Annotated in this window: 18 protein-coding genes; 14 read left to right on the top strand and 4 right to left on the bottom strand. The window is 68.9% G+C overall.

Features of this window, described 5'->3' with window-relative positions; genetic code table 11:
* Positions 1 to 28 precede the first annotated feature (28 nt).
* Positions 29 to 655 carry a 2OG-Fe(II) oxygenase gene (locus tag ACFOLG_RS02175; protein ID WP_386087909.1) on the top strand — a complete coding sequence of 209 codons (627 nt, stop codon included), beginning with the start codon at positions 29 to 31 and terminating at the stop codon, positions 653 to 655.
* A 99-nt stretch (positions 656 to 754) separates the two neighbouring features.
* Here ACFOLG_RS02175 and ACFOLG_RS02180 read toward each other — a convergent pair whose 3' ends face one another.
* Entirely contained in the window at positions 755 to 2,419 is a 1,665-nt protein-coding gene (locus tag ACFOLG_RS02180) for an ABC transporter substrate-binding protein (protein WP_386087911.1), read from the bottom strand.
* A 126-nt stretch (positions 2,420 to 2,545) separates the two neighbouring features.
* On the opposite strand from ACFOLG_RS02180, the gene ACFOLG_RS02185 reads away from it, so the two are divergent.
* A complete protein-coding gene (locus tag ACFOLG_RS02185; protein WP_386087913.1) occupies positions 2,546 to 3,769 on the top strand; it encodes an MFS transporter in 1,224 nt (407 codons plus the stop codon).
* A gap of 129 nt (positions 3,770 to 3,898) precedes the next feature.
* Here the strand turns inward: ACFOLG_RS02185 and aguB are convergent, their stop codons facing one another.
* From aguB to ACFOLG_RS02200, 3 genes are read right to left on the bottom strand one after another with little or no spacing between them, the layout of a single operon-like run.
* Entirely contained in the window at positions 3,899 to 4,768 is an 870-nt protein-coding gene (gene aguB, locus ACFOLG_RS02190; RefSeq protein ID WP_386087915.1) for an N-carbamoylputrescine amidase, read from the bottom strand.
* Positions 4,761 to 5,879, bottom strand: a complete 1,119-nt coding sequence (locus ACFOLG_RS02195) for a class II histone deacetylase (RefSeq protein ID WP_386087917.1) — start codon at positions 5,877 to 5,879, stop codon at positions 4,761 to 4,763. The genes aguB and ACFOLG_RS02195 overlap by 8 nt, the downstream gene beginning before the upstream one ends.
* A gap of 15 nt (positions 5,880 to 5,894) precedes the next feature.
* On the bottom strand, positions 5,895 to 6,989 hold the full coding sequence (locus ACFOLG_RS02200) for a polyamine ABC transporter substrate-binding protein (RefSeq protein WP_386087919.1): 1,095 nt from the start codon (positions 6,987 to 6,989) through the stop codon (positions 5,895 to 5,897).
* 117 nt (positions 6,990 to 7,106) lie between these two features.
* Between ACFOLG_RS02200 and ACFOLG_RS02205 the strand changes: the two genes are divergently transcribed.
* From ACFOLG_RS02205 to ACFOLG_RS02260, 12 genes are all read left to right on the top strand, one after another.
* Positions 7,107 to 8,045: a LysR family transcriptional regulator gene (locus tag ACFOLG_RS02205; protein WP_386087921.1), complete on the top strand. Its 939-nt coding sequence runs from the start codon at positions 7,107 to 7,109 to the stop codon at positions 8,043 to 8,045.
* A 149-nt stretch (positions 8,046 to 8,194) separates the two neighbouring features.
* On the top strand, positions 8,195 to 9,295 hold the full coding sequence (aroC, locus tag ACFOLG_RS02210) for a chorismate synthase (RefSeq protein WP_386087923.1): 1,101 nt from the start codon (positions 8,195 to 8,197) through the stop codon (positions 9,293 to 9,295).
* Positions 9,296 to 9,394: 99 nt separating this feature from the next.
* Positions 9,395 to 10,792 carry an EAL and HDOD domain-containing protein gene (locus tag ACFOLG_RS02215; protein WP_386087925.1) on the top strand — a complete coding sequence of 466 codons (1,398 nt, stop codon included), beginning with the start codon at positions 9,395 to 9,397 and terminating at the stop codon, positions 10,790 to 10,792.
* Positions 10,793 to 11,087: 295 nt separating this feature from the next.
* Positions 11,088 to 11,939 (top strand): pirin family protein, encoded by an 852-nt coding sequence (locus ACFOLG_RS02220; RefSeq protein ID WP_386087927.1) that lies wholly within the window; start codon positions 11,088 to 11,090, stop codon positions 11,937 to 11,939.
* A gap of 9 nt (positions 11,940 to 11,948) precedes the next feature.
* On the top strand, positions 11,949 to 12,809 hold the full coding sequence (locus ACFOLG_RS02225; protein ID WP_386087929.1) for a pirin family protein: 861 nt from the start codon (positions 11,949 to 11,951) through the stop codon (positions 12,807 to 12,809).
* 189 nt (positions 12,810 to 12,998) lie between these two features.
* Positions 12,999 to 13,730: a substrate-binding periplasmic protein gene (locus tag ACFOLG_RS02230; RefSeq protein ID WP_386087931.1), complete on the top strand. Its 732-nt coding sequence runs from the start codon at positions 12,999 to 13,001 to the stop codon at positions 13,728 to 13,730.
* A 108-nt stretch (positions 13,731 to 13,838) separates the two neighbouring features.
* A complete protein-coding gene (locus ACFOLG_RS02235) occupies positions 13,839 to 14,582 on the top strand; it encodes a TerC family protein (RefSeq protein WP_386087933.1) in 744 nt (247 codons plus the stop codon).
* Positions 14,583 to 14,593: 11 nt separating this feature from the next.
* On the top strand, positions 14,594 to 15,028 hold the full coding sequence (locus ACFOLG_RS02240) for a universal stress protein (RefSeq protein WP_386087935.1): 435 nt from the start codon (positions 14,594 to 14,596) through the stop codon (positions 15,026 to 15,028).
* An 84-nt stretch (positions 15,029 to 15,112) separates the two neighbouring features.
* Positions 15,113 to 16,714: an MFS transporter gene (locus ACFOLG_RS02245; protein ID WP_386087937.1), complete on the top strand. Its 1,602-nt coding sequence runs from the start codon at positions 15,113 to 15,115 to the stop codon at positions 16,712 to 16,714.
* A gap of 80 nt (positions 16,715 to 16,794) precedes the next feature.
* Positions 16,795 to 17,226 (top strand): hemerythrin domain-containing protein, encoded by a 432-nt coding sequence (locus tag ACFOLG_RS02250; RefSeq protein ID WP_386087939.1) that lies wholly within the window; start codon positions 16,795 to 16,797, stop codon positions 17,224 to 17,226.
* Positions 17,213 to 17,428, top strand: a complete 216-nt coding sequence (locus tag ACFOLG_RS02255) for a DUF2249 domain-containing protein (RefSeq protein WP_386087941.1) — start codon at positions 17,213 to 17,215, stop codon at positions 17,426 to 17,428. Before ACFOLG_RS02250 ends, ACFOLG_RS02255 begins: the two co-directional genes overlap by 14 nt.
* Positions 17,428 to 18,687 carry a hypothetical protein gene (locus tag ACFOLG_RS02260; RefSeq protein ID WP_386087943.1) on the top strand — a complete coding sequence of 420 codons (1,260 nt, stop codon included), beginning with the start codon at positions 17,428 to 17,430 and terminating at the stop codon, positions 18,685 to 18,687. Before ACFOLG_RS02255 ends, ACFOLG_RS02260 begins: the two co-directional genes overlap by 1 nt.
* Positions 18,688 to 18,812 lie beyond the last annotated feature (125 nt).

Here is an 18,812-nt window from a genome sequence, read left to right on the forward strand (position 1 = left end):
GCCTGACCGATTTTCTGTGATGAGCGCGATGTCCCTGCCATTCGATATTGATGCCGTACTCGACCGCCTGGCCAGCGATGGCTGGGTGGTGATTCCCCATGCGCTGCCAGCCAGCCTGGTAGCCGAACTGCGCGACGCCTGCCTGGACGTGTGGCAGCAGGGCCGCTTCCACGAGGCGGCCACCGGCCGCGGCGATGGCCAGGCGCGTCGCGCCGAGATTCGCAGCGATTCGGTGCTGTGGCTGGATAAAGTGGCAACGCTGCCGGCGGTGCAGGCTTACAACGCGGCGATGGACGAGGTGATGCAGGCGGTGAACCGCGGCCTGTACCTGGGGCTGGCCGAGCTGGAGTCGCACTTCGCGGTGTACCCGGAAGGCGCGTTCTACAAGAAGCACCTCGACCGTTTCCGCGACGACGACGCGCGCACGCTGACCACGGTGTTCTATCTGAACGAGGCTTGGCCGCAGGATGGCGGCGGCGAGATCCGCCTGTATCTGGACGCCGACTGTACGCAGCACATCGACGTGACGCCGGAGGCCGGCACCCTGGTGCTGTTCCTGTCCGACCGCTTCTGGCACGAGGTGTTGCCGGCGCGGCAGCAACGCTTGTCGGTGACCGGCTGGTACCGCCGCCGCGGCGGCAGCGTGCCGTGGTAAGCGCGGCCACCGCGTAATGCACAGCGCCCCCAGTGGGGCGCTGTTGTTTTATGCGGCCAACGTTGGCCGCAGTGGCGCTCGCTCAGCGGCGGCCGGCGGTCAGGACGCGTCCTGCAGCCACAGCCGCGAGAAATCCATCCAGCCGTTCAGCCCCAGCGTCAGCCCGGCCACCGCCGGGCTGGCGATCACGCCCTGGTATTCGTGCGATAGCGGCAGCAGCCAGCCTTCGGCCACCAGCCAGTCAGCTATCTGCCGGTACGCCGCCATGCGCGCGGCGGGGGACGGCTGGCGCTGGATCGCCAGCAGTGCCGCATCCATGCGCGCGCCGCCGGCCTCGCCCAGCGCCAGCCGCAGCGTCGGGTTGCTGCCAAACCATTCGTGGCAGCTGTAGTCGCGGTCGTCGTGCAGCACCTCGCTGCCCAGCACCAGGTCGGTATCCGGCCACCATTCCTGCCGTTCGTAACGCGGATAGTCCAGGGTGACGATCTGCAGCCCGATGCCGGCGCTGGCCAGCCGCGCCGCCAGTGCCTGCGCCAGCGGCTGGAACGCGGCCAGCTCGTAGGTCACCAGCCGCAGCTGGCTGCCGGCCGGCAACGGCGCCGCCGCCGGCGCCACCGCCGGCTGCTGCCAGTCCGGCAGCAGGCCGTGCGCCGGGCGCCGCAGCGGATCGTCGGCGGTAATCACCGATGGCTGCGACAGCAGCCGCAGCAGCCAGCGCCGGCTGGCGGCATCGCGCAGCAGCGGCCGCTGCGGGTTGGGCACCAGGTAGGTGCAGGCCGATTGCAGCGCGCGATCGCCGCCGCCGGCGTCCAGCCGCACATCGAAGCCCTGCTGCTGCGCCGGGGTGTCGATCACCCACAGGTCGATCTCGTCCAGCAGCGGCCGTTCGCGGTAGTAGTGCGGGTTGGCCTGCAGCGTCAGCCGCTGCGGGCTGTGGCGCAGCACGCGGAACGGGCCGCTGCCCACCGGCAGCTGCGCAAAGTTGGCCGCACGCCGCAGCGGCACGATGGAGGCATTGGCGCTGAGCAGCCGCTGCGGCCACAGCCAGTCGCTGTCCGCCAGCTCGAAGCTCAGCGACAGCGCATCGTGCAGCCGGATGGCGCGCAGGCCGCGGTACTGCCGCCGCCAGGTGCAGGCCGGGTGGTCCAGGCGGCGGATGCTGGCTGCCACCGCCTGGGCATCCAGCGGCGTGCCGTCGTGAAAGCTGATGCCCGGCCGCAGCCAGAAGCGCCAGCGGCGCGCGTCGTGCTGCGCCTCCCAGTGGTGCGCCAGCGCCGGCAGCAGCGTCTGGCTGTGCACGTCGAAATCGCACAGCCGATCGAACATCTGCCGCACCAGGTGCGCCTCCAGCCGGCTGCTGACTTGCTGCGGGTCCAGCGTGGTGAGCTGGCGATGGATGGGGATGCGCAGCTGGCGGCGGTTGTTGCCGGCGCCCAGGTAGCGCGGCAGTTGTGCCATCAGCTGGCCGCGCTGTTCCGGCGGCAGGCGGGCAAACGCCTGCTCCAGCTCGCCCTGCGCCAGCAGGCGGCCAACGTTGTCCAGTGCCAGCATCTCCGGCGTGCGCCGGCAGCGCAGGGTGGACAGCCGGCCGCGGCCGCGGCCGGGCTGCCAGTCGAGCCAGCCCTGCGCCTGCATCTTGCCCAGCTGCAGCCGCACATTGCGCTCGCTGCAGTTCAGCAGCGTGGCCAGCGCCGGCAGCCCGGGGTGGCTGTCGGCTTCGCCGTAGTGCTGGTACAGCAGCCGGTATTGTTGTTCCAGACGCATGGCTTCTCCTTGCCGCGGCCAGGCTGTTCGGCGCGGATAAAAGCGGAAGTAAATAAGGCGGAGTTTATCCATTTTTTGCTTCTGCTTTGTTGCCGATACTGGGGGCTGACGAAAAGGAGTGCCATCGTGTCGCGTTTTTCCCCTGTGGTGCGCCAGCTATTGCTGAGCAGTTTCCTGTTGTCGATCAGCCGCGCGCTGGTGTCGCCGCTGTTGGTGCTGACGCTGGGCCGGCAGCTCGATCTCGCCGCGCAGCAGATCGGCCTGCTGCTGGGCGCGGTGCTGGTCGCCGCCACGCTGGCCGGGCTGTATGCCGGCTATCTGGTGGATCGCGCCGACCGCCGCCGCCTGCTGCAGCTGTCGCTGCTGGCGGTGGCCGGCGGTTTTGCGCTGCTGCCGGGCAGCCGGCAACTGGCGCTGGCGGCGCTGGGGCTGCTGTTGATGGAGGCGGCCTTCGTGCTGTTCGGCATCGCCATCAAGGCGCTGCTGAGCGACCTGCTGCCGCCGGCCGAGCGCAGCGCGGCGTTTTCGCTGCGCTACACGCTGGCCAATGTCGGCTACGCCATCGGCCCGCTGCTGGGCAGCTGGCTGGCGGCCGGCCACGTGGCGTGGGCGTACTGGCTGGCGGCGCTGCTGGCCTTGCTGTGCCTGCCGCTGGCCCGCCAGGTGCCGCGCGGGGCGACGGCCGCGGCGGCCCGGCCGCAGCAGTTTGCCGCCACGCTGCAACTGCTGCGCCGCGACCGCACCCTGGTGCTGTTCACCATCGGCAGCCTGCTGGCCTGCGTGGTGCACGGGCGCTTTTCCGATTACCTGTCGCTGTACCTGCTGCAGGGCCATAGCGATGCCGAGGTGCTGCGCTGGATGTCGGCGCTGATCACCAGCAACGCGCTGACCGTGGTGCTGTGCCAGTTCTGGCTGGGGCGCCTGCTGCGGCCGCACACCCTGCTGCGCTGGATCATGCTGGCCTCGCTGCTGCTGGCCGGCGGCCTGGCCGGCTTCGCGCTGTCGCCGTCGTTGTGGCAGTGGTGCGGCTGGATGGTGCTGTTCACCCTGGGCGAGATCCTGCTGGTGCCGGCGGAATACCTGTACATCGACGCCATCGCACCGGAGCAGCTGAAAGGCAGCTACTACGGCGCGCAGAACCTGGCGCAACTGGGCGCCGCCGGCAGCCCGGTGCTGGCCGGCGTGCTGCTCACCGCCATGCCCGGCAACGCCATGCTGTGGAGCATGCTGGCGCTGACGCTGCTGGGCGCGCTGTTCGTGTGGCAGGCGGACCGGGCGCATCGCGGCCTGGCGGCGCCGACGGTGGCGGCCACCGTCGCGCGACGCCCGGATGAGGGGGTTGCCGGCTAAGCGCCGCCGGCTGCCGCGCGCCAGCGTGCGGCCAACGTTGGCCGCAACGTCGCCACCCCGGCGGACAAATGAACAACGCCGCCCGCTGCTGCCAGCGGACGGCGTTGTGTCATGCGGCGACTGCCCGGCTCAGCCCTGCGCGTACTGCAGCAGCGTGCCGTAGTGCTCCACGCGGCGGTCGCGGAACACGCCCCAGGCGCGGCGCTTGGCGGCCAGCGCGTCCAGGTCGAAGCTGGCGGTGAGGATGCTGCCGTCGCCGTCCGCCGCCTCGGCGCGCAGCTCGCCGTCTTCACCGGCGATGAAGGAGCCGCCGTAGAAGGTGATGTGGGTGCCGGCCTCGCCGTGCTCGGTGCCGACGCGGTTGCTGGCCAACAGCGGCATCAGGTTGGCCGCGGCGTGGCCGCGCTGGGTGTTCTGCCAGTGGCGCTTGGAGTTGATGCCGGCATCGTGCGGCTCGCTGCCGATGGCGGTGGGGTAGAGCAGAATCTCGGCGCCCATCAGTGCCATGCAGCGCGCGGTCTCCGGAAACCACTGATCCCAGCAGATGCCGACGCCCAGCTTGCCGTAGCGGGTGTCCCACACCTTGAAGCCCATGTCGCCGGGCGAGAAGTAGAACTTTTCGCTGTAGCCGGGGCCGTCCGGGATGTGCATCTTGCGGTAGTGGCCGAGGATGCTGCCGTCGGCGTCTATCATCGCCAGGCTGTTGAACTGGGTGTTGCCGGCCTGTTCGAAAAAGCTCACCGGCAGCACCACCTGCAGCTCGCGCGCCAGCGCGGCGAAGCGGCCCAGCCACGGGTGGCCGTCGAACGGCGCCGCCAGCGCGTTGTGGTGGTGGCGCTGGTCGATGCAGAAGTACGGGGCCTCGAACAGCTCCTGCAGCAGGATGATGTTGGCGCCGCGGGCGGCGGCTTCGCGCACCAGCGCCTCGGCGCGCTCAAGGTTGGCCGCACGGTCCCAGCTGCAACTCATCTGGGTGGTGGCGACGGTGACGTTACGCATGGTGTTCCTCCTGTGCTGCCCAGTACGGGCGTTGTGCCTCCAGCGCGCGGCTGACCGCCGCGGCTTCGCCGGCGCTTAGCGGCCGGTCGGGTATCAGGTGCGGGTCGTCGAAGTCGACTTGCAGGCCGCTGAGGCCCTCGATCACGCCCAGGGTGGCGATCGGCAGGTAGGGCAGGCTGTAGCCGCCTTCCTGCAGCATCACGATGCGGCCGTCGCACAGTGTTTCCGCCGCGGCCACCAGGCTGGCGGCCAGGCGGCGGAAGCCGGGGCGGGTCAGGCGCATGCGGCCCAGCGGGTCGTAGGCATTGGCGTCCTGGCCGGCGGAGACCAGGATCAGCTGCGGTGCAAAGCGCTGCAGGATGGGCAGCAGCACGCGCTGGAATGCCTCGGCATAGGCGGCGTAGCCGCTGCCGGCCGGCAGCGGGATGTTGAGGTTGTAACCCGTGCCGCGGCCTTCGCCGTGTTCCTGCTCGCTGCCGCTTTCCTGCGGGTAGTTGTCCTCTTCGTGCAGCGAGCAGAACAGCACGCTGTCGTCGCCGTAGAAGATGTGCTGGCTGCCGTTGCCGTGGTGTACGTCCCAGTCGATGATGGCGACGCGCTCGACGCCGTACTTGGCCTGCGCGTGCCGCGCGGCCACCGCCACGTTGTTGTAGTAGCAGTAGCCCATGGCGTAGTCCGGGCCGGCGTGGTGGCCGGAGGGGCGGATCAGCGCGTAGGCGTTGCGCACCTCGCCCTGCATTACCGCATCCACCGCGGCGCAGGCGGCGCCGGCGGCGGCGCGGGCGATGCGTTCGGTGGCCGGGCCGCCGCGGGCATCGGCGCCCAGCTGCACGCCATCGCTTTGCGCCGCGGCGCAGTCGGCCGCCAGGCTGGCGAGGTAGGCCGGGCTGTGCACCCGCAGCAGCGCGTTGTCATCCGCCGGGCGGTAGGACAGCGGCCGCAGTTGCGCGCTTATGCCGGTGGCGTCGAGCAGCGCCTTGGTGTAGCGCAGGCGCAGCGGGGAGTCGAACTCCTCGCCGCAGTCGGCGCTGCCATGTTGGCCGCAGTACAGCTGGCGGCCGGCGTTGTGTTCCAGAAACAGGTCGTCGTAGAGCAAACCGGTGTTGGTCATGGTGGCTGCTCCCGCTTAACGGCCGGTCTTGAATTTTTGCCACAGACGGGTCTGCAGCCGCATGGTGGCCGGGTCGAACGGGCGCTGCACCCACAGGCTCTGCATGCGCTTGCTGTCCGGGAAGATCATCGGGTCGCCGGTGAGGTCCTTGCTCATCAGTTTCACCGCCTGGGCATTGGGGCTGGGGTACATCACCGCATTGCTGATGCGCGCCACCACGTCCGGGCGCAGGATGTAGTTGATGAACTTGTGCGCGTTGTCGACATTCTTGGCGTCCTTGGGGATCACCATGCTGTCGAACCAGATCGGCGCGCCGCTCTGCGGGATGCTGTAGGCGATGTTGTTGCCGGTCTTGCTGTCGCGGGCGCGCAGCTTGGCCACCAGCACGGCGCCGGAATAGCCGGTGGACACGCACACTTCGCCGTTGGCCAGATCGTTCATCACCGGGGTGGCGATCAGGCGGCGCACATGCGGGCGCGCCTGCTGCAGCACGGCGGCGGCGGCTTCGTAATCCTTGGGGTTGGTGCTGTTGGGGTCGCGGCCAACGTAGCGCAGTGCCAGCGGGAACATGGCGCTGCCGGCATCGTTGTAGGCCACGCCACAGCCTTGCAGCTTGGCGAGGATGGCCGGGTTGAACAGCAGCTCATAGCTGTTGGCCGGCAGCTGGCCGCCGAGCGCCTTCTTCACCTTGTCGACGTTGTAGCCGATGGCGGTGGTGCCCCACATATACGGTACGCTGTACTGCATGCCGGGGTCCACGCTGTTCACCTTGGGCACGAAGGCCGGGTCGAGGTTTTTCAGATTGGGCAGCTTGCTCTTGTCCAGCTTCTGGTACACCCCGCTCTGGATCTGGCGGCTGAGGAAGTCGTTGGACGGAAACACCAGGTCGTAGCCGCTGCCGCCGGCCAGCAGCTTGGTCTGCAGTACCTCGTTGCTGTCGTAGACGTCCAGCCGTACCTTGATGCCGCTTTCTTTTTCGAAATTGGCAATAGTGTCGGGGGCGAAGTACTCGCCCCAGTTGTAGATGTTCAGCGTGCCGCCGGCGTGGGCGGCCAGCGGTATAAAGCCGACAAGACAGCCTGCAGCAAGGGTTCTGATGGTCGTTTTCATTGCCTTCCTCCGTTTGTAGTCCGCAATATGGCAAGCGGTGCAGCCATCATGGCGCGTTTCGTCCCGGCGGATAAAGCGCACGGCGCGCAGTTCTTTTTTTCCTGAATGGAAATACTCATGGACATGTTTCATGCCATCGCCGCCTTCATCGCGGTTGCCGAAACCGGCAGCCTGTCGCGCGCGGCGCTGAAGCTGGGCAAGACGCCGTCGGCGATCACCAAGGCCATCAACGGCCTGGAGGCTTCGCTGGGCAGCCGGCTCTTGACGCGCACCACGCGCCAGGTGGCGCTGACCGAGGCCGGCCGCATCTACCTGGAAACCGCCAGCGAGGCGATGGCGCAGCTGGCGCGCGTCGGCCAGCGCATCAACGAGCTGGACGGCATGCCGCGCGGCCGGCTGCGCATCACCGCGGCGCTGTCGTTCGGGCGCGCGGTGCTGTCGTCGTTCTGCCCGGCCTTCATGCAGCGCTACCCGGAGGTGGAGCTGGACGTGGCGCTGTCGGACCGCTACGTGGATCTGGTGGCGGAAAACTACGATGTGGCACTGCGGCTGGGGCATCACGATTTGCCGGGGCAGATCGCCAAGGTGATCGGCGACAACCGGGTGATGGTGTGCGCCTCGGCCGACTACCTGGCCGGCGCGCCGCCGCTGCGCGAGCCGGCCGACCTGGCGCAGCACCGTTGCCTGATCTACCGCCACCCGCTGCTCAACCCGGCGTGGTTCTTCAGCCGCGACGGCCACAGCCAGCGCATCGAACCGGTTGGCCGCATCCAGTCCGACAACTTCGATCTGCTGCTCGACGCCGCCTGCGCCGGGCAGGGCATCCTGCCGTGCCCGCGCTGGAGCGCGCTGCGCCACCTGGCGGCGGGGCGGCTGCAGCAGGTGCTGCCGGATTACTACTGCACCGGCGAAAGTTTTGGCCGCGACCACGTGTACGCGGTGTACCCGGCATCGCGACGCAACTCCTTGAAAGTACGGCTGTTCGTGCAGGAAATACAGCAGTGGATGGAGCAGCATTTTCCGCCCGGTAGCCCGCCGCCGCTTGGCTGCATTTAAGTATTGGCCCGCGGCGGTCGCTCTGTACTAATCGGTGCACGCGATGGAGGCGGCATGGCCCGGCGACCAACTGTCGGCTGCCTGTCTGGGGGCGGCGCCAGCCGTGCTAGAATCCATCGCGATCACCACAAGAATCTAGGGATGAAGCGATGTCTGGCAATAGCATGGGTTTGCTGTTTTCTGTCACCTCTTTCGGCGAAAGCCACGGGCCGGGCATCGGCTGCGTGGTGGACGGCTGCCCGCCGGGGCTGGAACTGTCCGAGGCCGACATCCAGGCCGAGCTGGACCGCCGCAAGCCGGGCACCAGCCGCCACGTGACCCAGCGCCGCGAGCCGGACACCGTGGAGATCCTCTCCGGCGTGTACGAGGGCAAGACCACCGGCACGCCGATTGCGCTGCTGATCCGCAACACCGACCAGCGCAGCAAGGACTACGGCAATATCGCCGACACCTTCCGCCCGGGGCATGCCGACTACACCTACTGGCACAAGTACGGTATCCGCGACCCGCGTGGCGGCGGCCGCTCGTCGGCACGTGAAACCGCGGTGCGGGTGGCGGCCGGCGCCATCGCCAAGAAGTGGCTGCGTGAAAAGCACGGCATCGTGATTCGTGGCCACATGACGCAGATCGGCTCGGTGGAAATCCCGTTCCAGAGCTGGGAGGTGGTGAACGACAACCCGTTCTTCGCCGCCGACGCCAGCAAGGTGGATGAGCTGGAAGCCTATATGGACAGCATCCGCAAGAGCCTGGACTCGGTGGGCGCGCGCCTGCGCGTGGTGGCCGAAAACGTGCCGGTGGGCTGGGGCGAGCCGGTGTACGACCGCCTGGACGCCGACATCGCCTACGCGATGATGAACATCAACGCGGTGAAGGGCGTGGAAATCGGCGCCGGCTTCGGCTGCGTGACCCAGCGCGGCAGCGAGCACGGTGACGAACTGACGCCGCAGGGCTTTGCCAGCAACCACGCCGGCGGCGTGCTGGGCGGCATCTCCACCGGCCAGGACATCGAAGTGTCGATCGCCATCAAGCCGACCTCGTCCATCGCCCAGCCGCGCCGTTCCATCAACAAGGCCGGCGAGGCGATCGAGATGGAAACCCACGGCCGCCACGACCCCTGCGTCGGCATCCGCGCCACGCCGATCGCCGAGGCGATGCTGGCGCTGGTGCTGATCGACCACGCGCTGCGCCACCGCGCCCAATGCGGCGACGTGCATGTCGATACCCCGCGCATTCCGGGGCGTATCGGCTAGATTGATAACCAGATACGCGTGCTGGGCGCTGGCCGTACGGCCACTGCCGGCAGGCGGTGCGCGGTGACTAACACTGCTGTTACGACGGGACACCCGATCATGTTGAAAAGTCTGTTTGGTGGTTTGGGTAAGGGCAGCAAGGATGAGCCGGCGGCCAACGAGCCGGGGGCCGTCCCCGCGGCCGCCACGCCGGACCCGGCCGCCCAGGCCGCGCCGGCGCTGCCGCCCACCTTCGGCTTCGTCATGCACCAGGCGGTGCACGACAGCCAGCAGCGGGTGGTGGCCTACGAGTTCATGGTGCGCGACGCGCTGCGGCGCAAGGAATCCAGCGCCAGCCAGTGGGTGCAGTTCGACCACCTGATGATCAGCACCCTGATCAATATGGACGTGTTCCGTCTGCTGGCCTTCCGCCGCGCGCTGGTGCACATCTCCACCACCTCGCTGAGCGACCCGGCGCTGGAAGGCTTTCCGGCCGACCGCGTGTTCTTCGTGCTCAACCCGCCGTCGGACGAGCCGGTGACCGCGGCCATCATCGCCGAGATCGACCGCCACAAAGCGCAGGGCCGCCGCTTCGCGCTGGAGCCGGCGCTGTTCGGCCACCACGTGGCGTCCGAGCTGCTGCAGGACGAGCTGCTGTCGCGCATGGACATCCTGGTGCTGGACTTCGCCGCCGCGGTGGACGATGTGCTGGCGCCGTTCCTCGACCAGCTGCCGGGCAAGTACCCGGCGGCGCGCTGGTACGCGCGCAATATCGGTTCGGCCGAGGAATTCGACGTGTGCCTGAAGACGCCGGGCGCCGCCAAGCGCTTCGCGCTGTACCAAGGCAGCTTCCTCACCAACTTCCACCCGCTGCCGGCGGCGCAGGTGGACGCCAGCCAGATGCGCATCATGGAGATCATGCGCCTGCTGCGCGCCGGCGCCGAAAGCAAGGAGCTGGACGCGCAGTTCAAGCTGGATTCGCTGCTGCTGTTCAAGCTGCTGCGCTTCATCAACTCGCCGATGAACGGCCTGTCGCGCAAGGTGATGACCATCGAGGAATCGCTGATGCTGATCGGCCGCGATTCGCTGTTCAAGTGGCTGACGCTGCTGCTGTTCACCACCCGCAAGGACGATGGTCGTTCCGTCGCGCTGCTGGAGCGTTCGCTGTTCCGCGCCCACTTCATGCAGAAGCTGGGCGAGATGGGTGGCAACCACAAGCTGGAGTGTGAGCACCTGTTCCTCACCGGCATGTTCTCGCTGCTGGACGCGCTGATGCAGGTGAAGCTGGCCGATGCGCTGGAGCCGCTGGAGCTGCCGCCGACGGTGGCGGACGCGCTGCTCAACCAGCGCGGCCTGTTCGCGCCCTACCTGGCGCTGGCGATGGCGGCGGAGCAGGACAATATCGAACGCGTCACCACGCTGGCGCGCATGCTCAAGCTGGAGCCGGCGGTGGTCAACCGCAGCCACCTGGACGCCATGGTATGGGCGCAGGAGATGCTGACGCCGGCCAGCGAGTAAGCGCTGCTGTTGCCGGGTGCTGGCAATGCCGTCCACTGCATAGTGGGCGGCATTTGTCATTCTGGGGCGGGGAGTTTGCGGCCAACGTTGGCCGCATGGCCGTCACGGCCTTGTGCCAGCATGCCGCGCGTAGCTTGGCAGCGCGCGGTGGCACGGTTAAGGTTCACTCGCCTTTTTTGAAGTTAGCTTGCAGATTTTTGCGCTTTGCTATCGGCAGCCGCTTTCTTATAGTTGGCCGCATATGCGCTGCCGGCCATCGGCGGCAGCCGCCAACGACACGACAAGGACTGAGGCCATGACTACTGCTTTCCAATCCCGCCAGGTAGAACGACTGGTGGTCGGCATCGACACCGCCGACGGCGCCGGGGTGAATCTCAAGCGCGTGCTGACGCAGGATCTGCAGCGTCGGCTCGACCCGTTCCTGATGCTGGACGAGTTCCGCTCCGACGATCCCAACGACTACATCGCCGGCTTCCCGCCGCACCCGCACCGCGGCTTCGAGACCGTCACCTACATGCTGACCGGGCGCATGCGCCACCGCGATAGCGGCGGCAACGAGGGCCTGCTGGGGCCGGGCGGCGTGCAGTGGATGACCGCCGGCCGCGGCGTGATCCATTCCGAGATGCCGGAGCAGGAGGAGGGGCTGATGCACGGCTTCCAGCTGTGGATCAACCTGCCGGCCAAGCGCAAGATGATTCCGGCCGCCTACCAGGACATTCCGTCGGAACAGATTCCCGTGCTGCAGCTGGACGACGGTACGCGGGTGAAGGTGATCGCCGGCCACTACGGCGCCACCGCCGGCACCATCCAGCAACCGGACACCGAGCCCTTGTACCTGGACGTAACGTTGGCCGCAGGCCAGGCGCAGCAGATCAGCATCCCGGCCGGGCACAATGCCTTCCTCTACGTGTACCAGGGGCAGATCGGCGTCGGCGAGCCGGCGCGGCAGGTGACCGAGGGCCGCATGGCGGTGTTGTCCGCCGGCGGCGACGGCGTGAGCTTTAGCAGCGAACAGGGCGCCAGCGTGCTGGTGCTGGCCGGCAAGCCGCTGGGCGAGCCGATCGCGCAGTACGGCCCCTTCGTGATGAACAGTCGTGCCGAGCTGGAGCAGGCGTTTGCCGACTACCAGGCCGGCACCCTGGCCTGAGGAGATGCGATGAACGCCATCATGCAACGCATTGCGCCGCGACAGCAGGACATCGGCTTCATCGTGCGCCGGCTGTTGCCGGTGCGCGGCTGCCGCCATATCGGGCCGTTCGTGTTCCTGGACCACATGGGGCCGGCCTACTTCGTGGCCGCCGGCACCGAGGGCGACGTGCGGCCGCACCCGCACATTGGCCTCGCCACCGTCACCTACCTGACCCAGGGCGCGATGATGCACCGCGACAGCCTGGGCACGGTGCAGCGCATCGAGCCGGGGGCGGTGAACCTGATGGTGGCCGGCCGCGGCATCGTGCATTCCGAGCGCATCCCGCCGGACATCCGCGACAGCCAGTTGGCGGTGGAGGGGCTGCAGATGTGGCTGGCGCTGCCGCTGGCGGACGAGGCCTGCGCGCCGGCGTTTTACCACTACGCGGCGGACGAGCTGCCGCAGGCGCAGCTGCCGCGCGCCTTGCTGCGCCTGCTGATCGGCAACGCCTACGGCATGCATTCGCCGGTGCGCACCTTCAGCGACACGTTGTACCTGGACTGGCAGCTGCAGGGCGGCGGCGAGCTGCTGCTGCCGGCGGCGGCCGAGCGCGGCCTGTACCTGTTCGACGGCGAGGTGCGCATCGGCGACGAGACGGTGCGTGCCGGCGAGCTGGTGCAACTGGGGGCGGGCGACATCCAGCTGCACGCCAGCGCCTGCGCGCACGGCGTGCTGTTCGGCGGTGCGCCGCTGGATGCGCCGCGCTTCCTGGACTGGAACTTCGTCGCCAGCGACAAGGCGCGGCTGCAGCAGGCGCGCGAGGACTGGGCGGCCGGGCGCTTTGCCATGGTGCCGGGCGAGACCGAGTTCATCCCGCTGCCGGGCTGACGGCGCCACGCCTTGCCGGCCGGCAGCGGCGCGCGCGGGCTGCCGTCGCCAGCCGGCATGCCGCGGCCGGGCTTGTCATGACAAGCGCGGCGGGGCTGTGGCAAAGTGCGGTGCATCATTGTTCACTGCGCGCCGTGGCTGCGGCCAACCTTGTGGCCGGCATGGCGGCGCAGTAGTGCAGGGGGATGCATGAAACGCGCTTACCGGCGCCTGCTGTTGCTGCTGGCCGGCCTGTTGGCTGGCGCCGGCCCGGCCGTTGCCGCCAGCCTGAACATCGTGGTGGACGACAGCACCGAGATGCCGCTGGCCGAGCTGCGCGATGAGCAGCTGCTGCAGGGCTGGCACAAGGAGGTCGGCGAGCTGCTGGCCGCCAGGCTCGGCCGCGAGCCACGCTTCCTGATCCGGCCGCGCAAGCGGCTGCCGGTGGCGCTGGCCAGCGGCGATGCCGATATCGTCTGCGGCTACCAGCCGGGCTGGCTGCCCGGTCCGTTCCAGTGGAGCGTGCCGGTGGCGGTGCATACCGATGTGCTGGTGACGCTGCGCCGCGCGGCGCGCCCCCGCTCGCTGGCGGCCATCGCCGATCAGCCGGTCGGCACCGTGCTCGGCTTTCGCTACCCGGAGCTGGAGGCGGCGCTGGGGGCGCATTTCATCCGCGACGACGCACCGCAGATGCAGGCCAACCTGGAAAAACTGGTGGCCGGGCGCATCGAGCACGTGGTGATCAACAGCCAGTTCCTGGACTACCAGATCAAGCGCGGCCTGTTCCGCCATGCGCTGCACCCGTGGCTGCCGGTCAGCCGCACGCGGGTACAGTGCGCGCTGTCGCCGCACAGCAGCGTCAGCCTGGCCGAGCTTAACCGCGCCATCCGCCAGCTGCAGGCCCGCGGTCGGCTGCAGGCGGCGTACAACCGCTACCGCTAGCCGAGCGCCGCGCGGCGCAGCGGCTAACATGAAACATCAACGCGGCCGTGCGATGCGGCCAAGCTGTCACCGCCGTGCCCGCGCATGGCCCGCCGACGAGGACCTACCATGGAGTTGTACGGGATGGAGCTGTTCAGCATGGCTTTTCTGGGCGCCGTGCTGCAGATCGTGATGATCGACATTCTGCTGGGCGGCGATAACGCGGTGGTGATCGCGCTGGCCTGCCGCAAGCTGGCGCCGGATCTGCGGCGCAAGGGCATTCTGTGGGGCGTGGCCGGTGCCATCGCGCTGCGCATCGTGCTGATCTTCTTTGCCTTGCAGTTGCTGGCACTGCCGTACCTGAAGGTGGTGGGCGCGCTGCTGCTGCTGTGGATAGGCGTCAAGCTGCTGCAGCCGGAAGACGGCGACGCGCATGGCAATATCGAGGGCAGCACCCACCTGCTGGGCGCCATCAAGACCATCATCGTTGCCGACGCGGTGATGAGCCTGGACAACGTGATTGCCGTGGCCGGCGCCGCCCGCGGCGAGCTGGGGCTGGTGGTGTTCGGTATCCTGATCAGCATTCCCATCATCGTGTGGGGCAGCCAGTTCGTGCTCAAGCTGATGGACCGCTTCCCGCTGGTGATTACCCTGGGCGCCGCGCTGCTGGGCTGGATCGCCGGCGACATGCTGCTGGGCGACGTGGCTATCAAGCCGCTGCTGGCCGGCGCGCCGCACGGCCTGCACTATGTGGCCGCCGCCGCCGGCGCCTTGGGCGTGGTGCTGGTCGGCAGCCTGCTGGCGCGCCGCGCGCAGGGCCGGGTGATCCATGAAGTGGCGCTGGGCGAGGACAGCCCGCGCAAACCCTCGTGAAGGAAAGCAAGATGAGCATGCGGATATTGCTGGCGGTGGATGGCTCGGCCTGCGCCATGCGCGCGGTGAAACACGTGCTGCGGCTGCGCGAACTGCTGGGTGCGCTGGAGGTGCATCTGCTGAATGTGCAGGTGCCGGTGGAATCCGGCCACGTGCGCTGGTTTGTCAGCCACGAGCAGCTGGAAAACTACTACCGCGAGGAAGGGTTGGCCGCATTGCAGCCGGCCAAGGCGGCGCTGGAGGCGGCCGGCCAGCCCTACTCGCCGCACATCGCGGTAGGGCACACCGCCAGCAGCATCGCCCACTACGCCAGCGAGGTGGGCGCACACCAGGTGGTGATGGGCTCGCATGGCCGCTCCGGGCTGGGGCGCGCGCTGCTGGGCTCGGTCACCAGCGAGGTGATCCGCCTGTCGCAGGTGCCGGTGACCGTGGTGAGCCACGAGTAGCCTGTCCGATCGCTGTCCGCCGGCGCCCATGCTGGCGGGCGCCGTGTTGTTTTCATTTTGCCGTTGCCAGACCAGATTGCCACCATGACCGCCCCCGTTACCGCCGCCGCACCGCTGCCCGCCTGGACACCCTTGAAACAACCGCTGTTCCGCATGCTGTGGGGCACCTGGCTCACCGCCAATATCTGCATGTGGATGAACGACGTGGCCGCCGCCTGGCTGATGACCTCGCTCAGCAGTAGCCCGGTGCTGGTAGCGCTGGTGCAGGCGGCCTCCACCCTGCCGGTGTTCCTGCTGGGGGTGCCGTGCGGCGCGCTGGCGGACATCGTCGACCGGCGGCGTTTCTTCATCGCCACCCAGTTCTGGGTGGCCGCGGTGGCCATCACCCTGAGCCTGACCACCTTCCTCGGCCTGCTGACGCCGGGCCTGCTGCTGACGCTGACCTTTGCCTACGGCATCGGCCTGGCCATGCGCTGGCCGCTGTTCGCGGCGCTGATCCCCACCCTGGTGCCGCGCGCCGAGCTGCCCGGCGCACTGGTGCTGAATGCGGTGGCGATGAACCTGTCGCGGGTGATCGGCCCCATCGTCGCCGGCGGCATCATCGCCGCGGCCGGCAGCGGCTACGTGTTCCTGCTCAACGCGGTGCTGTCGGTGCTGATCGGCCTGCTGCTGTTGACCTGGCGCCATCAGCAGAAAGTCAGCGCGCTGCCGGGCGAGCGCTTTTTCGGCGCCATCCGCGTCGGCCTGCAGTACGTGCGGCAGTCGCCGGAGCTGCACGTCATCATGCTGCGGGTGTTCACCTTCTTCACCCTGTCCACCGCCTTGCTGGCGCTGCTGCCGCTGGTGGCGCGGCGCTTTCCCGGCGCCGGCGCCGGCACTTTCACCCTGCTGCTGGCCAGCATGGGCGCCGGCGCGGTGCTGGCGGCGTTCCTGCTGCCGTATGTGCGCCAGTACCTGCCGCGCGACACGCTGTTGCGCTACGGCACGCTGCTGCACGCCGCCATCACCGTGCTGGTGGCGCATGTGCCCAGCCCATGGTTGGCCGCAGCGCTGATGCCGCTGGCCGGCATGGCGTGGATCTCGGTGGCCAACTCGCTGACGGTGTCGGCGCAGGCGGCGCTGCCGGACTGGGTGCGCGCGCGCGGCATGTCCATCCACCAGATGACCATGATGGGTTCCAGCGCGCTGGGCGCCGCGCTGTGGGGGCAGGTGGCCAGCGTTAGCAGCGTGCCGACCGCGCTGAGCATTGCCGCCGGCTGCGCGCTGCTGGGCCTGCTGCTGACCCGCCGCCTGACGCTGGGCACGCACAGCGAGGACAAGTCGCCGGTGCGGCTGTGGCAGGCGCCGGAAGTGGCCATCGACATCGAGCCGGACCAGGGCCCGGTGCTGATCGTGGTGGAGTACCGCATCGACCCGGCACACGCCGAGGAATTCGCCCTGCTGATGCGCGAGACGCGGCGCTCGCGGCTGCGCAACGGCGCGCTGTCGTGGGAGCTGTTCCACGATACCGCCGAGCCCGGCGTCTATATTGAACAGTTCACCGACAGCTCGTGGCTGGAATACCTGCGCCGCAACGAGCGCGGCACCGCCGCCGACCTGACGCTGCGCGAACGCCGCCACGCGCTGCAACTGGAGGCCGCGCCGCCGCGCATTCGCCGTTTCATCGCGGCGCCGGTGGCGCGCTGAAATACCCTTGACCGGCGTCATGTCTGCCGGCGCCTGCCGCGCCGCACAATGCAAGCAAGCTCAACACCGGTGCTGCCGACATGACTCTCACCCGCTGTTTTACCCAGGTGCATCGCGCCTGTGACGATCAATTCGTGGCCGTGGAAGATGCGCTGCGCGATGGCGACTGGCCGCAAGTGGTGGCCAGCTGCCACGCCTTCTGCCAGGCGATGGAACAACACTTTGCCGAAGAGGAAAACGTGCTGTTTCCGGCGTTCGAGCAGGCCAGCGGCATCAGCCAGGGCCCTACCGTGGTGATGCGCCACGAACACGCCGAAATGCGCGTGCTGATGGACGACATGCGCGCCGCCGCCGCGGCGCTGGACGGCGCCGCGCTGGCCGGCGCGGCCGACACCCTGTTGCTGCTGATGCAGCAGCACAATCTGAAGGAGGAGAACATCCTGTACCCGATGTGTGATCGCGTCGCCGACATGAGCGCGCTGCTGACGGAGCTGGGCCATGAACCCGCGTGACCTGCGCGGCCTGGTGCCGCCGGAACCGATGGAAATCATCCTCGACGCGGTGGACGAGGCCGCCAGCGGCCAACGTTTGTCCTTCGTGCTGCCGCATTTTCCCGGCCCGCTGCTGCCGATGCTGCGCGACCGCATGGTGAGCTTCGACAGCGAAATGCTGCCGGACATGAGCGGCGTGATCTTCCACGTGGACATCCCCTGATGCAGGCGATACCCAGTTACCACAGCGCACCGCCACTCGATCTGCCGGTGCGCTTTTTCATGGCCGCCTGGCTGTGGCTGCTGCTGCTGGCTGGCACCTGGTACGGCACGGCGGACGGTGGCTACCCGTCGCCCGGGCTGTGGCTGCCCTTGCACCTGCTGGCGCTGGGCGTGCTGGGCAATGTGATGCTGGGCGCGCTGCTGCAGCTGCTGGCGGTGGTGTCGGCGCTGGGCTTTCCGCGCCCCGCCATCTGGCGCCACGGCTTGTGGGGCAGCTGGCAGCTGGGCTGCGCGGCACTGTGCAGCGGCTTTGCCGGCGGGCTGAGCGCCGGCTGGCTGCAGCTGGCCAGCATCGCCTTTGCTGGCGCGGTCGGGCTGCTGGCCTGGCTGTGGTGGCTGCTGTGGCACAGCCCGGCGCAGGACAGCAGCAGCCGCGGCCTGCGCTGGGCGCTGGCCTGTTTGCTGCTCACCCTGTGTCTGGGCATTGCCCAGCTGGGGGTGCTGGCCTGGGGCCAACCGTGGCCGCTGCTTGCGCTGCTGCCGCTGCACAGGTTGGCCGCACAGGGCTGGGTGTGGCTGCTGCTGCTGGCGGTGGCGCAGGTGATCCTGCCGATGTTCCTGCTCACCCCGGCCTTGCCCGGCTGGTGGCAGCGCTGGGCCTCGCCGGCCTGGGGTGGCCTGCTGCTGCTGGCCGGCGCGCTGTCGCTGATCTGGCCGGCTGGCGGCTGGTGGTGGCTGGCGGCGTTGCCGCTGCCGCTTACCGCCTGGGTGTGGGGGCGGGCGCTGCGCGGCAGCCGCCGGCCGCAGGAATGGCTGCCGCGCTACTGGCAGCTGGCACTGGGCCTGCTGCTGGCCTTGTGCGTGGCCTTCGTGGTCGGGCAATGGCTGGATAGCGAGGCATTGCGCCGGCTGCAGGGCTGGCTGCTGCTGGGCGGCGTGGCGTTCACGCTGTGCGTGGGCATGCTGTACCGCATCGTGCCGTTCCTGCTGTGGCTGCAGCTGCGGCGCGGGGTGAAGCCGCAACAGAAAGTGCCGTCGCTGCAGCAGCTGTTGCCGGAGGAGAAGGCGCGGCTGGGCTGGAGGCTGCTGTGCAGCTGGCAGCTGGCCGGCGTGGCCTGGTGCCTGTGGCCGGTGCTGTGGTGGCTGCCGGCGGCCAGCGGCAGCCTGCTGGCTGCAGCGTTGTTTGCTCACTATCGTGCCGCCTGGCTGCGCTGGCGGCAGGGCACGCAGCCGGTGGGCAAGGTGGCGCAGGCGGAGTAGCGGCTTGCCGCGGCGGTAGCTGGCGGTGCAGCCACGACAACGGCGCTCGGCCAGCCAGCACATACCTTGGTCGCAAACTGCTGACGGTTTGCGGCCAGATTTTTGTCAGCCGCCATGCGCAGAGC

The sequence above is a fragment of the Vogesella facilis genome, from assembly GCF_042648525.1.
In the GTDB taxonomy this organism is placed as follows: Bacteria; Pseudomonadota; Gammaproteobacteria; order Burkholderiales; family Chromobacteriaceae; genus Vogesella; species Vogesella facilis.